The organism is Alphaproteobacteria bacterium (assembly GCA_004295055.1).
Lineage (GTDB): Bacteria > Pseudomonadota > Alphaproteobacteria > SHNJ01 > SHNJ01 > SHNJ01.
Genome location: SHNJ01000006.1, coordinates 52,346 through 65,151 on the forward strand (window position 1 = coordinate 52,346; position 12,806 = coordinate 65,151).

Consider the following 12,806-nt stretch of genomic DNA (forward strand, 5'->3'; position numbering starts at 1 on the left):
TATGATTAAAATTACTTTACCCGACGGCAATGTTCGGGAATATCCTGCGTCAACCACCGGTTTCGATATTGCGAGTTCCATTTCCAAGTCATTGGCGAAAAACGCCGTGACGATCAAGGTCAATGGCGAAATGTGGGATTTGTCCCGCGCGATCGAAAAAGACGCCAAGATTCAAATCATCACCAGAGATTCCGAAGAAGCGCTTGGCGTTATCCGCCACGATTGCGCGCACATCATGGCCGAAGCGGTGCAGGAATTATTCCCAGACACCCAGGTCACCATCGGCCCCAATGTCGAAAATGGATTTTATTACGATTTCTACCGCGAAAAACCATTCACCATGGATGATTTTCCAGCCATTGAAAAACGCATGAAGGAAATCGTCGCGCGCGATGAACAAATTGTGCGCGAAGTTTGGGATAGAAACGAAGCCATTAAATTCTTCGAGAAAAAAGGCGAGAAATTCAAAGCCGAAATTATCCGCGATTTGCCGGAAACCGAAACCATCACTTGCTATCGCCAAGGAAATTTTATCGATCTTTGCCGTGGTCCGCATATGTCGTCGACATCGAAAACCGGCACGGCATTTAAATTGATGAAGGTTGCCGGCGCATACTGGCGCGGCGATCACCGCAAAGAACAATTGCAACGTATTTACGCCACCGCCTGGGCGGATCAAAAACAATTGGATGCGCATTTGCACCAATTGGCCGAAGCTGAACGCCGCGACCACCGCAAATTGGGGCGCGAAATGCAGCTGTTCCACTTGCAGGAAGAAGCGGTGGGCAGCATTTTCTGGCATCCAAAAGGCTGGACCATGTACCGGATTTTGGAAAATTACATCCGCGACCGGATTACGCCAGCCGGCTATGTCGAGGTTAACACGCCGACTTTGGTCGACCGTTCTTTATGGGAAGCATCCGGGCACTGGGAAAAATTCCGCGAAAATATGTTTACGATCAATGTCGAGGAAGACAAAATTCTCGCCTTGAAACCGATGAACTGTCCGTGCCATGTGCAGATTTTCAAGCAAGGCATCAAATCGTACCGCGATCTGCCGCTGCGTATGGCGGAATTCGGTTCTTGCCACCGCAATGAATCTTCCGGTTCGATGCACGGCATTATGCGCATCCGCGCCTTTAAACAGGATGACGCGCATATTTTCTGCACACCCGATCAGATTATTTCCGAATCCCAGGCATTCTGTTCTTTGTTGCTGGATGTTTATAAGGATTTTGGTTTCAACGACGTGCGCGTAAAATTCTCCGACCGTCCGGCAATCCGCGCCGGATCGGATGCGATTTGGGACCGCGCCGAAGCCGCATTGAAATCCGCGGTCGAAGCCGCCGGATTGCCATATACGTTGAATCCGGGCGAAGGCGCATTTTACGGGCCGAAACTGGAATTCGTATTGCGCGACGCTATTGGCCGCGACTGGCAGTGCGGCACATTGCAAGTCGATTTCGTTTTGCCGGAACGCCTTGATGCCGAATATGTCGGCGAAGACGGGCAAAAACACCGCCCTGTTATGCTTCATCGCGCGATTTTGGGATCGCTCGAACGCTTCATCGGTATTTTGATCGAGCAATATGCGGGCCGTTTGCCGTTGTGGCTGGCCCCAACTCAAATTGTGATTGCAACCATCGTATCGGATGCCGATCATTTTGCCGAAGAAATCGAAGGCAAATTGTTCAAAATGGGCATGCGCGCCGAAGCGGATTTGCGTAACGAATCGATCAATTACAAAGTGCGCGAACATTCCTTGGCCAAGGTGCCGGTGATGTTGGTGCTTGGCAAGCGCGAGGCGATGGAACGCAAAGTCACCATCCGTTATCTTGGCGGCGATGGCCAGGATAAGCAAGAAACCCTTGGCGTTGATGAGGCATTGGATAAATTGAAATCCCTTGCCGTTCCGCCGCACAAGAAATAGGTTCCAGGTTTCAGGTATCGGGTGTCAGGTTAAAAAATATCTGATGCCTGGCACCTGATACCCGGCGCCTGAAACCTAACCTATGGAGACTGACGATCAATAAACCACCTTTTCAAAACCGTCCTTATCGCCCCGCTGGAACCGGCGGCGGCCCACGTCCACCGGGATCCGGATTTTCCGGCCCACGCCCCAATTCATCGGGCCCACGTCCGCCGCGATTCAATCGCGAGGAAGAAGGCAACAGGGATCGCGATGGCGGCAAGGATGACGGTTACCGCATCAATGGACGCATTCGCGCTCCGGAAGTACGCTTGATCGGGCCTGAAGGCGAAATGATCGGTGTTTTATCGTCCCGCGATGCGGTGTTAAAGGCGCAGGAATTTGGTTTAGACCTGGTTGAAATTTCGCCGAACGCGAATCCGCCGGTCTGTAAAATCATGGATTTCGGCAAGTTCAAATACGAAGAACAGAAAAAGAAAAAAGAAGCCAAGAAGAAACAGAAAGTCATTGAGATCAAGGAAATGAAATTGCGGCCGCAAATCGATCCGCACGATCTTGAAATCAAAATCAAGCATATGCGCGAATTTTTGGGCGAAGGCGACAAGGTAAAAGTATCGATGCGTCTGCGCGGCCGCGAGGCGGCGGCGAACGCGAAACTGGCCCAGGCGGTATTCGCCAAAATTCAAACCGATCTTGCCGGCATCGGCAAAGCCGAATCCGAACCTAAATCCGAAATGGGCGGCATGATCGTGATGATGGTCGTTCCGGAAAAATAATCCTGGCTTAGACTTTCAACAAATCCAGCAATGTCGATTGGGTGGATTGCGCCGAGCCTAGGTTTTTGTACAGCGCCAGTTTCGATTGATCGCTGGGCGATGCGAAGGCGGCGAGATCCGCCGATTCCTGCGCCGGTAAATATTGCGCTTGCAATAAATCCTGCACCGCATATTGCGCGCTTTGCGGGTTGAATAACGCCGCGCGGCTTAATGTTTGATTGGCTTGCGAGATTTTAAATGTGTCCGCGGATTTTTTCTGCAATTCGCGTTCGGCGGCGAAATCGTCCTGTGTTGGCGCAATTTTGCTCACCACCGATTGGACAGGCTTGGAATTGTATAAATTCAACGCGGAAAAGGGCGCGATATTGGTCATTCATACTCCCCGGCATTCTTATTATTATTTATTCTTTTATTATACGCCAAAGAGTTAAAGATTTGGCTAAAACCAAACACCCAATAACACGTTGATTTTTATAGAATTTATTAGGCGCTGCGGTCTGGCCGTCCATTGGGGCCTTTGCCTCTGAACACAGCGACCAATGCGGCATGATCCGCAAAACGCAATCCACGCGGACTGGCGGGTGTTGATGCTGCCGCTGGTTTTAGCGGTTTTGGTTCCATGGCATAGGTTATCGTCAGTCTTCGGTGAGTCGAAGTTTCGCCGGATGTCAAATTTGGATCAACCCGCCTATTTGGTCGATGAATGACTTGGCGCGCTTTTGCACTGGATAGGCGTACCAATGCAGCCAATTCTGAAACATCGGCATCCAAAATATTCAGGGAATTTAACCGTTCTAATAATTCATTGCGCGTGGCTGGAACGCCGGGTTCGGTTAAATGTTCCCGCAACTCCGCCCTGCTAAAATTTTCAATAATGCTTTCGGCAGAATCGGAAGGCGCATAACCGATATGCAGAGAATCGTCATCCATATGAATCTGATCTGTGGAAGCTGAAGGTGCGTCGGTAAGATATTCCTTGGCCAAATTCCATGGATCTTGATTGTGATCCAGCCTGTTTCGCTCCATAACCCCAAATTGGATTTTTCCATCATGGTCTATATAGATGACCTGAATGTCCCGGTCCTGGGGATTGTCGTGGGTTAACAGCCAGCCGCATATTGATTTGGTTTGTTTGTTCCAGCGGATCACAGGGCTGAATCCCAGATCATCCAGGTAGCCTGTTTCCTTGCTTTGCAACATAGCGATACTGTTTTGGCGGCTCATTTATTCTCTCACCCTTATTCCATTTATATATTTGATATTTAATGATATTTTCTCCATAAGGAGTATATATATTTCTTTACAGGAAATATAAGTCATTTATAAAGATATATCAAGAAATATTAACGATATAACAGCATAACAAGGTCAAAAACCGAAATGGGGCGAAATCGTATTTATTTGCATTTTCAAGGATTTCTGCTATAAACCCGCTTTCCGCGCCGATTTGTGCAGATGGGCTGCCCGGCCGGAAATAAGTTAATTAAGGCAGGTCGGCGCCTCGGCGCCGCCACAATAAGGAGAATGAAATGCCCAAATTAAAGACCAAGAGTGGTCTGAAACGCCGTTTTCGCGTATCAGCCAATGGAAAAGTCAAAACCGCACAAGTAGGCAAACGTCACGGCATGCGCAAACGCTCGCGCCGGATGAAACGCAATGCACGCGGCACGGAAGTATTGAAAACTCCGGGCGTAAAAGTGTTCTTGCGCATGGCGCCGTACATCAAGCATTTGCAATAGCGCCTAACCGAAATTTAAAGGAGATTTTCCATGACACGTTCTTTGCCAAAAGTCGCATCGCGTATGCGCCGCAAAAAAGTTTTAAAACGCGCCAAAGGTTATTATGGCCGTAAGAAAAATACCATCAAAGCAGCACGCCAGCAGGTTGAAAAATCCGGCCAGTATGCCTATAACGACCGCCGTTTGAAAAAACGCGACTTCCGCGCCTTGTGGATCGCGCGTATCAACGCCGGTTGCCGCGAATTGGGCTTTACCTATGGCCGCTTGATCGATGGTTTGAAAAAATCCGGTATCGAAGTAAACCGCAAAATGCTGGCTGAAATGGCCGTGCATAATCCAGCGGCGTTTAAATCGGTTGTGGATCAGGCCAAAACCGCTTCTAAGTAAAAATCTTCCTCCCCCTTGTGGGGAGGATAGATATTCTTAGCCGCGAAGCGGATTAGAATATCTTGGTGGGGGTATTCCTGATGATGGACTCTTACCCCCACCCAAGTTAAACTAAATTGCTTTGCAATTAAGTTTAACTATCCCTCCCCACAAGGGGGAGGGAAAAAAGAGCGATAGTTGATAATGTCCGATTATACCTCCCTGAAAAACGAATTGGTTGCCGCAATTAACAATGCGGCCGATCTGGCGCAGCTTGAGAATATTCGCGTTAATGAGCTTGGCAAAAAAGGCCGACTGGCCGAAGCGATGAGCGGCCTTGGCAAAATGTCGCCCGACGAACGCAAAAAAGTCGGCGCCGAATTGAATGTCGTCAAGCAAGAAATCAACGATGCGTTTGCCGCGCGCAAATCGACATTGGAACAAGGCGCGTTGACCGCAAAATTGGCATCTGAAAAAATTGATATTACTTTGCCTGCGCCAACAGCCGCGCCGGGGAAAATTCATCCTATCGCCCAGGTAATCGATGAGGTTACCGCCATCTTTGCCGCGCAAGGATTTGTTGTGGCGGAAGGCCCGGATATCGATACGCAAGATAATAATTTTACCGCGCTGAATATTCCAGAATCGCATCCGGCGCGGCAAATGCACGATACGTTTTATTTGAACGCTAAGGATGAAAAGGGTTTGGATTTATTGCTGCGCACGCATACATCGACCGTGCAAATCCGCACCATGACCAAGCAAAAACCGCCCTTGCGCATTCTGGCGCCTGGCCGCACATTCCGCAGCGATTCCGATATGACCCACACACCGATGTTCCACCAGATCGAAGGCTTTGTGGTGGATGAATCGACGCATTTCGGCCATTTAAAGGGCTGTTTAATCGAATTCGTGCGCGCGTTTTTCGAATTATCGGATGTGCCGGTGCGTTTTCGCCCATCGTTTTTCCCATTCACCGAACCGTCGGCGGAAATGGATATCGGCTGCTCGCGCAAGGATGGCGGATTGAAAATTGGCGCTGGCGATTCGTGGCTTGAAATTCTGGGATGCGGCATGATTCATCCAAAAGTTTTGGAAAATTGCGGCATTGATTCCAAAAAATACCAAGGTTTCGCGTTCGGCATGGGCGTCGAACGGTTGGCGATGTTGAAATACGGCATCCCCGATTTGCGCAGCTTTTTTGGCGGCGATTCGCGTTGGCTGGATCATTATGGATTTTCCGCGCTCGACGTGCCTTCAATGGCTGGGGGGTTATCGCGATGAAACTGACCGATTTATCAAAGGGCACGGTTGACACAATTGCACGCCTATTGTGCATGGGCAATAAGGGATTGCATGAAGGGGTGAATGTCGCTTTGTCGCAAATTGCTACGATTCGCTCTTTGCCAAAGCCAGAACAAGAGGAAATCCGTAAAGATCTTATTTCGGCAATTATGTTGATTGCCAATTGGGAAGGAAACTTGCTGGAAATGAATTTGGAAAAACGGCGCGCCGTTTTTCGCGCCTTGCCGGATTTTATTGCGGTCGAGAAAGGCCGCAAGCAAGTATTGCGCGCTATGTGGGATCAATATAGCCGGCAGGAGATTGCGATATGAAATTCACTTTATCCTGGCTGAAAGAACATCTCGATACCGATGCGGATTTAAAAACCATCACCGACAAATTGACGGCAATTGGGCTTGAGGTTGAAGATGTAGTCGATAACTCCAAGGCCCTCGCGCCATTTATTATCGCCTATGTCGAATCGGCGGAACAACATCCCAATGCCGACCGGTTAAAAGTTTGCAAGGTCAATGATAATCACCAAACCTATCAAATTGTTTGCGGCGCGCCGAATGCGCGCGCTGGCATGAAGGCGGTTTTATCGCTGCCCGGCATGGTGATTCCATCGACGGGAGAGGCCTTGAAAAAAGGCGCGATTCGCGGCGTGGAATCCCAAGGCATGATGTGCTCGGCCGCGGAGTTGGGCCTGGGCGTGGACAGCGCCGGGATTATCGAATTGCCGGCGGATGCGCCGGTGGGTGCGCCATACGCCAAAACCTATGGCCTGGATGATGCAGTAATTGAAATTAATTTAACGCCGAACCGGGCGGATTGTACCGGCATTTACGGCATTGCGCGCGATTTGGCGGCTGCGGGTTTAGGCAAATTAAAACCGATTTCCATGCCGAAAATAAATCCGGCAAACGGACAAAAATGGGATGTTAAAATTGAAACGCCGGATTGCCCGCAATTTGCGTCGTGCCTGATCAAGGGCGTGAAAAACGCCTCTTCGCCGGAATGGCTGCAAAGTAAATTGCGCGCCATTGGCTTGCGCCCCATTTCGGCGTTGGTCGATATCACCAATTATTTTACCATTGTTTATGGCCGCCCGATGCACGTATTCGATGTGGCAAAATTGCGTGGCGCGATGCGCGTGCACCCGGCGAAAGGCGGCGAGAAAATTGCCGCGCTGAATGACAAGGAATATCAGTTGCAGCCTGGTATGACCGCGATTTCCGATGATTCCGGCGTAATCAGCGTTGCGGGCATTGTTGGCGGCGCATCGACCGGCGTCGATGAAAATACCAAAGACGTATTGCTCGAAGTGGCATTGTGGAATCCTGATCGTATCGCCGAAACGGGCCGCAAATTGGAATGCATTACCGATGCGCGGTATCGTTTTGAACGCGGCGTCGATCCCGAATTTGTAAAACCATCGCTGGATTTGGCGACCAAAATGATTTTGGATTTATGCGGCGGCAATGCTGGCGAGCCGGTTGTTACCGGAAAAACGCCGGAATATAAACGGCAAATTGAATTCCGCGCCTCGCGCATTAAATCGCTGGGCGGCGCGGATTTGCCTGCATCTTCGGCGCAAGATATTTTGGCAAAATTGGGTTTCCAAGTTGCGGATAGCGGTAAAGAAATTTGGGCCATCACCCCGCCATCCTGGCGCGGCGATGTGCATGGCGAGGCCGATATTGTCGAAGAAATTATTCGCCTGATCGGGTTCGATAATATTCCAGCCGCATCCTTGCCGATGGGCAAGATAGAGGCAGGACAGGCCTTAAGCGCCTCGCAAAAAAGAATTGCCTTGGCGCGGCGCGCCTTGGCGGTGCGGGGAATGTTGCAATCCACCTCGTTTGCCTTTGTTTCGCGTGAACAAGCGGAATTGTTCGGCGATATAAAAACCGAATTGACGCTGAAGAATCCCATTGCTTCCGATTTAAATTATATGCGCCCCAGCATTTTGCCGTCCTTATTGCAGATGGTGAAATCGAACGCGGATCGCAGCAATCCGGATTTGGCGATATTTGAAATTGGTCCGCAATATGCGGGTGTAAAGCCGGAAGATCAAAAAATTGTGGCTGCCGCCATCCGCAGCGGCGTAACCCCACGCCATTGGCAGGAAAAATCGCGCAAGGTTAATGCGTTCGATGCCAAGGCGGATGCGTTGGCCTTATTGGCGGAATTGGGCGTCGATGCGTCCAAAGGACAAATCACGGCCGGCGCGCCGGAATGGTATCATCCTGGCCAATCGGGCGTCGTTAAATTTGGCCCGAATATTTTGGCGCAATTCGGCGTGCTGCATCCAAAAATATTGGCGCATTACGATATAAAATTGCCAGTGGTTGCGGCAGAAATATTTCTGGAAAATATTCCAGCGCCAAAATCCAAAAGCGGCAAGGCGCGCACATTGCTGAAATTATCACCATTTCAACCGGTTTCGCGCGATTTCGCATTTTTGGTAGATCAATCGGTTTCGGCCGATGCGGTGATACGCGCCGCGCGCGATGCGGATAAAAATTTGATCGTCGATGTTTATGTATTTGATGAATTTAGATTTAAAAAAGATGCTGCAATAAAAGACTTGGAAACAGAAAAAGCAATTGCTGAAGCTAGTCAATACCCTATAATTGATATGTCGGATTCAGAATTCAATAGTGTCGCTAAAGATAAGAAGTTTACGGCGGTTAAATCTATTGCCATTGCTGTGACCATGCAGCCAGCCGATAAGACCCTGACCGATGCGGAAATCGAAGCGGTTTGTAAAAAAATCGTCGATTCGGTGATCGCCGCGACGGGCGGAACGCTTAGAACTTGATGATTGCCAAGCCATTATCGCAAATTGAAACAGAACGCTTATTGCTACGCCCTGTTACGGCCAATGATGCGCCGGAAATTTATTCCAAATGGGGCAGCAGTGCGATTGTCGCCAAATACATGAGCTGGAAATGCGGCATTCCGGCGGAAACCGAAAAATTCCTGCGTTATGCCGAGACGGCCTGGAACACGGGCGAGGAATATACCTGGGTGATTGCGTTGAAATCCGCGCCAAAGGACTTGATCGGGTCGTTCGGAATCCGGGTACGGGCGGATGATGCCGATTTTGGATATTTATTAATGCCTGAGTTCTGGGGCCGGGGTTATATCGCCGAGGCAGGGCAGCCAATCATCGATTGGTGCTGGAAATTGCCCCATATAAAACGCATATGGGCGGTGCATCATGCCGACAATCCAAATTCCGGCCGGGTAATGCGAAAATTAGGGCTAGGGCTAGAGTCTATTTGCAAAAATAACAAAATTTACCCGCAAATCAGCGATACTATTTTGCAGGATGAATGTTTGTATTCTATTGTAAAATAAGCTAAAACTACCGCCCATGACGCACGATTTATCGAAAATTAGAAACTTTTCCATTATTGCCCATATCGATCACGGCAAATCGACTTTAGCCGACCGTTTGATCCAATATTGCGGCGGCTTGACCGACCGGGAAATGACCGATCAGGTTCTGGATAATATGGATATCGAAAAAGAACGCGGTATTACCATCAAGGCGCAAACCGTGCGTTTGAATTACAAGGCCGATGACGGCATTACCTATCAGTTGAATTTGATGGATACCCCAGGCCACGTGGATTTTGCTTACGAAGTATCGCGCTGTCTCGCCGCTTGCGAAGGATCGTTGCTGGTGGTCGATTCCACTCAAGGGGTCGAGGCGCAAACGTTGGCCAACGTGTACCAAGCCATCGATGCCGGTCATGAAATTATTCCGGTGGTCAATAAAATCGATTTGCCGGCGGCCGATGTTGAAAAAGTAAAAACCCAGATCGAGGATATTATAGGCATCGATGCATCGGACGCCGTGCCGATTTCCGCCAAGGCAGGGATTGGGATCAAAGAAACGCTGGAAGCAATTGTTAAACGTTTGCCAGCGCCAAAGGGCGATGTAAACGCGCCGTTAAAGGCGATGCTGATCGATTCGTGGTACGATCCTTATTGGGGCGTTGTGACATTGGTGCGCGTGCGCGAAGGCGTTTTGAAAAAAGGCCAGAAAATCCGTTTTATGTCGAATAATGCGGCCTATTCGCTGGATCGTCTCGGTATTTTCACGCCAAAAAATGTCGAGAAAGACGCGTTATATCCTGGGGAAGTCGGATTTTTCACCGCTGGCATTAAAACCATTTCCGATACCAAGATCGGCGATACGATTACGGATGATAAAACCCCAACCGCGGAACCGCTGCCCGGATTTAAGCCCAGCATTCCTGTGGTTTGGTGCGGCCTTTATCCGACCGATGCCGGAGAATTTGAAAAACTGCGCGATTCCTTGGCGAAATTGCGCCTGAATGACGCCAGCTTTCATTTTGAACAGGAAACATCGCAGGCGCTGGGATTCGGATTCCGCTGTGGTTTCCTTGGATTGCTGCATTTGGAAATTATTCAGGAACGGCTGGAACGCGAATTTAATCTGGATCTGATTACCACCGCTCCATCGGTTATTTACAAAGTCTACATGACCGACGGAACATACAAGGAATTGCATAATCCTGCCGATTATCCCGATGCGACCAAATTAGAAAAAATTGAGGAGCCTTGGATCAAGGCGACGATCATGACGCCGGATGAATATCTGGGCGGGATTTTGCAGTTATGCAACGACCGTCGCGGCGAACAAGTGGATTTAACTTATGTCGGGCCACGCGCGATGGCGGTTTACCGTTTGCCGCTGAATGAAGTGGTGTTCGATTTTTATGACCGTTTGAAGTCTATTTCACGCGGTTATGCCAGCTTTGACTATCAAATCGAAGATTACAAACCGGAAGATTTGGTGAAAATGACTATTCTGGTCAATGGCGATCCGGTCGACGCGTTGGCCATCATCGTGCACCGCGCTCGCGCCGAAAAACGCGGCCGGGTATTGTGCGAAAAATTAAAAGAATTGATCCCGCGGCAAATGTTCCAGGTTGCGATTCAAGCGGCCATCGGCGGGAAAATCGTGGCGCGCGAAACTATTTCCGCGATGCGCAAAGACGTGTTGTGGCGTTGTTATGGCGGCGATATTACGCGTAAACGCAAACTGCTGGAAAAGCAAAAAGAAGGCAAAAAACGCATGCGCCAGGTGGGTAACGTCGAAATCCCGCAATCCGCCTTTATCGCCGCGCTGAAACTGGACGATTGATCTATGCCGCCGCAGAAACCGCCGCATATCCTGAATGCCGCTTCGAATTTGCTGGGAATTTGCTTTATTTTGATTACCGGCATTAAATTGACGGCGCGGGATGTAAACACTCTGGCGGATGAAATAACCGTGTTCGCGGCATTTTGTTTTTTATCCAGCTGTATTTTATCTTATTCCGCGATGCGGTCTGAAAGAAATTCCAGCCGGTTTGAAGATTTTGCCGATCACGCTTTTATGCTGGGCTTGATTATCTTGTTTATAGCCGTATTTATTTTCGCAGGCGGCATATTATAAAAGATTGTTATAAACTTTCATAATGCCTTCCACCCCTAATAAAACAACGGTGGCATTGAACGCCAGCGCCATTGCTCCGACAATCATCCCAAGCAGGACGAACAATCCGTCTTTTTCAATCATACCAAGAGCGATAAGCGCGATCGGTATTGCCAACACCAGATTTCCCAGCGGAATCGGCAAAGACATGGTTGCCGCCATCACCAATATTGCCAGCCCAACTGCCGGTTTCATGTAAGGATGGGTTAATCCCATCAGCCTGGGACGCAATATGCGTTCCACTTTTTCAATAATTGGCCGCGCCTTGGAAAAAAGTTTCTGGAAATTTTCTTTGTCGATACCGCGTTCCATCACCGATTTCGGCAGCCAGGGCCGTTTCAACCCCAACAATAATTGCAAACTGATTAATGCCATCGGCACGCCGAATATGGTGGACAGTCCGGGCAGGGGCAGTGGGATTAAATTTGGCAAATCCAGAACCAGAATTAACAAGCCATAGCCGCGCGATCCAAGCGCATCGACCAAATGGCCGATAGTGACTTTGGATTCTTGATGTGATGCGCCGAAATTTTCCAAAAGCGTGGATACGCTTTTGCGGTAATTGTCGTTGGCGAGGCTGGGAGGATTTAATGGATTCATAAGGTTTCTTTATCTAAGGCTTTTTATCCGAATTTCCAACCGCAAAGCGTTACCGAAAATCAGTATTCCAGAATTGGCCTGTGGCCTGGGGCATAAGCAAGAATATGGCGAAAATCCTGAAAAGAAGGATGTTTTTCATGCAAAAATCGGCGTAAAAGCCCCCATATTTTAATAAAGGAATGTTTGCCAGAAAAAGTCAATTGCGCTAAAAAGACAGGCTGATAAGTTGGGGTAACCAATAGAAGCTTGTCTGGTGGAAACAGTCCACCTTCGCCAAGGCTTCGGTGGACAACCTGTACTTATTGTTTTTTACGGTAAAGGTTGGATGGGTGGCCGAGTGGTTGAAGGCGCACCCCTGGAAAGGGTGTAGACGTGAAAGCGTCTCGTGAGTTCGAATCTCATCCCATCCGCCATTATCCCTATCACGAACATTCTCTGTCCGGTTTTTCCGGTTAGCGACAGCCCGCCTTTCATGGGTTAGCGGCACATTTTCTGTGTACCGCGTCGTCAATGCCGGTTTGCTCAACAGCGCCCGATTTTTCTCTGAATGGGGTTTTATTCTCTGATGGGTGTGTACTGTTTGAGGTCGGTAC

13 protein-coding genes and 1 tRNA gene are annotated in these 12,806 nt (G+C 49.2%); 11 read left to right on the top strand and 3 right to left on the bottom strand.

What is annotated here, in order from left to right:
* Position 1 precedes the first annotated feature (1 nt).
* The gene (gene thrS / locus EYC62_00700; protein TAH37843.1) at positions 2 to 1,930 is read left to right on the top strand and encodes a threonine--tRNA ligase; all 1,929 of its coding nucleotides are present in this window, start codon (positions 2 to 4) and stop codon (positions 1,928 to 1,930) included.
* 278 nt (positions 1,931 to 2,208) lie between these two features.
* Positions 2,209 to 2,706 carry a translation initiation factor IF-3 gene (gene infC, locus EYC62_00705; GenBank protein TAH37783.1) on the top strand — a complete coding sequence of 166 codons (498 nt, stop codon included), beginning with the start codon at positions 2,209 to 2,211 and terminating at the stop codon, positions 2,704 to 2,706.
* Positions 2,707 to 2,713: 7 nt separating this feature from the next.
* On the opposite strand, the gene EYC62_00710 is transcribed toward infC, so the two are convergent.
* Both EYC62_00710 and EYC62_00715 read right to left on the bottom strand, forming a co-directional pair.
* The gene (locus EYC62_00710) at positions 2,714 to 3,079 is read right to left on the bottom strand and encodes a hypothetical protein (GenBank protein TAH37784.1); all 366 of its coding nucleotides are present in this window, start codon (positions 3,077 to 3,079) and stop codon (positions 2,714 to 2,716) included.
* A gap of 110 nt (positions 3,080 to 3,189) precedes the next feature.
* The gene (locus EYC62_00715) at positions 3,190 to 3,930 is read right to left on the bottom strand and encodes a hypothetical protein (GenBank protein TAH37785.1); all 741 of its coding nucleotides are present in this window, start codon (positions 3,928 to 3,930) and stop codon (positions 3,190 to 3,192) included.
* A 305-nt stretch (positions 3,931 to 4,235) separates the two neighbouring features.
* Between EYC62_00715 and EYC62_00720 the strand changes: the two genes are divergently transcribed.
* The 8 genes from EYC62_00720 to EYC62_00755 all read left to right on the top strand — a co-directional run bounded on the left by EYC62_00720 (position 4,236) and on the right by EYC62_00755 (position 11,574).
* Entirely contained in the window at positions 4,236 to 4,445 is a 210-nt protein-coding gene (locus tag EYC62_00720; GenBank protein TAH37786.1) for a 50S ribosomal protein L35, read from the top strand.
* A 30-nt stretch (positions 4,446 to 4,475) separates the two neighbouring features.
* Entirely contained in the window at positions 4,476 to 4,832 is a 357-nt protein-coding gene (locus EYC62_00725) for a 50S ribosomal protein L20 (GenBank protein ID TAH37787.1), read from the top strand.
* A gap of 183 nt (positions 4,833 to 5,015) precedes the next feature.
* Entirely contained in the window at positions 5,016 to 6,095 is a 1,080-nt protein-coding gene (locus tag EYC62_00730) for a phenylalanine--tRNA ligase subunit alpha (protein TAH37788.1), read from the top strand.
* Entirely contained in the window at positions 6,092 to 6,427 is a 336-nt protein-coding gene (locus EYC62_00735; protein ID TAH37789.1) for a hypothetical protein, read from the top strand. Before EYC62_00730 ends, EYC62_00735 begins: the two co-directional genes overlap by 4 nt.
* Positions 6,424 to 8,919: a phenylalanine--tRNA ligase subunit beta gene (locus EYC62_00740; protein ID TAH37790.1), complete on the top strand. Its 2,496-nt coding sequence runs from the start codon at positions 6,424 to 6,426 to the stop codon at positions 8,917 to 8,919. Before EYC62_00735 ends, EYC62_00740 begins: the two co-directional genes overlap by 4 nt.
* Entirely contained in the window at positions 8,919 to 9,461 is a 543-nt protein-coding gene (locus EYC62_00745; GenBank protein ID TAH37791.1) for an N-acetyltransferase, read from the top strand. The genes EYC62_00740 and EYC62_00745 overlap by 1 nt, the downstream gene beginning before the upstream one ends.
* A gap of 16 nt (positions 9,462 to 9,477) precedes the next feature.
* Complete coding sequence (locus EYC62_00750; GenBank protein ID TAH37792.1) at positions 9,478 to 11,280, top strand: elongation factor 4; 1,803 nt, start codon at positions 9,478 to 9,480, stop codon at positions 11,278 to 11,280.
* A 3-nt stretch (positions 11,281 to 11,283) separates the two neighbouring features.
* Positions 11,284 to 11,574 carry a hypothetical protein gene (locus EYC62_00755; protein TAH37793.1) on the top strand — a complete coding sequence of 97 codons (291 nt, stop codon included), beginning with the start codon at positions 11,284 to 11,286 and terminating at the stop codon, positions 11,572 to 11,574.
* Here EYC62_00755 and EYC62_00760 read toward each other — a convergent pair.
* The gene (locus tag EYC62_00760; GenBank protein TAH37794.1) at positions 11,569 to 12,213 is read right to left on the bottom strand and encodes an exopolysaccharide biosynthesis protein; all 645 of its coding nucleotides are present in this window, start codon (positions 12,211 to 12,213) and stop codon (positions 11,569 to 11,571) included. The two genes, EYC62_00755 and EYC62_00760, sit on opposite strands and share 6 nt — an antisense overlap.
* A gap of 323 nt (positions 12,214 to 12,536) precedes the next feature.
* On the opposite strand from EYC62_00760, the gene EYC62_00765 reads away from it, so the two are divergent.
* Positions 12,537 to 12,626, top strand: a tRNA-Ser gene (locus EYC62_00765).
* Positions 12,627 to 12,806: the final 180 nt, after the last annotated feature.

Bases quoted from the DNA above. Each gene is read 5' to 3' on its own strand.
- thrS (TAH37843.1), top strand. From the start codon at position 2: ATGATTAAAATTACTTTACCCGACGGCAATGTTCGGGAATATCCTGCG.
- EYC62_00710 (TAH37784.1), bottom strand. From the start codon at position 3,079: ATGACCAATATCGCGCCCTTTTCCGCGTTGAATTTATACAATTCCAAG.
- EYC62_00715 (TAH37785.1), bottom strand. From the start codon at position 3,930: ATGAGCCGCCAAAACAGTATCGCTATGTTGCAAAGCAAGGAAACAGGC.
- EYC62_00720 (TAH37786.1), top strand. From the start codon at position 4,236: ATGCCCAAATTAAAGACCAAGAGTGGTCTGAAACGCCGTTTTCGCGTA.
- EYC62_00725 (TAH37787.1), top strand. From the start codon at position 4,476: ATGACACGTTCTTTGCCAAAAGTCGCATCGCGTATGCGCCGCAAAAAA.
- EYC62_00730 (TAH37788.1), top strand. From the start codon at position 5,016: ATGTCCGATTATACCTCCCTGAAAAACGAATTGGTTGCCGCAATTAAC.
- EYC62_00735 (TAH37789.1), top strand. From the start codon at position 6,092: ATGAAACTGACCGATTTATCAAAGGGCACGGTTGACACAATTGCACGC.
- EYC62_00740 (TAH37790.1), top strand. From the start codon at position 6,424: ATGAAATTCACTTTATCCTGGCTGAAAGAACATCTCGATACCGATGCG.
- EYC62_00745 (TAH37791.1), top strand. From the start codon at position 8,919: ATGATTGCCAAGCCATTATCGCAAATTGAAACAGAACGCTTATTGCTA.
- EYC62_00750 (TAH37792.1), top strand. From the start codon at position 9,478: ATGACGCACGATTTATCGAAAATTAGAAACTTTTCCATTATTGCCCAT.
- EYC62_00755 (TAH37793.1), top strand. From the start codon at position 11,284: ATGCCGCCGCAGAAACCGCCGCATATCCTGAATGCCGCTTCGAATTTG.
- EYC62_00760 (TAH37794.1), bottom strand. From the start codon at position 12,213: ATGAATCCATTAAATCCTCCCAGCCTCGCCAACGACAATTACCGCAAA.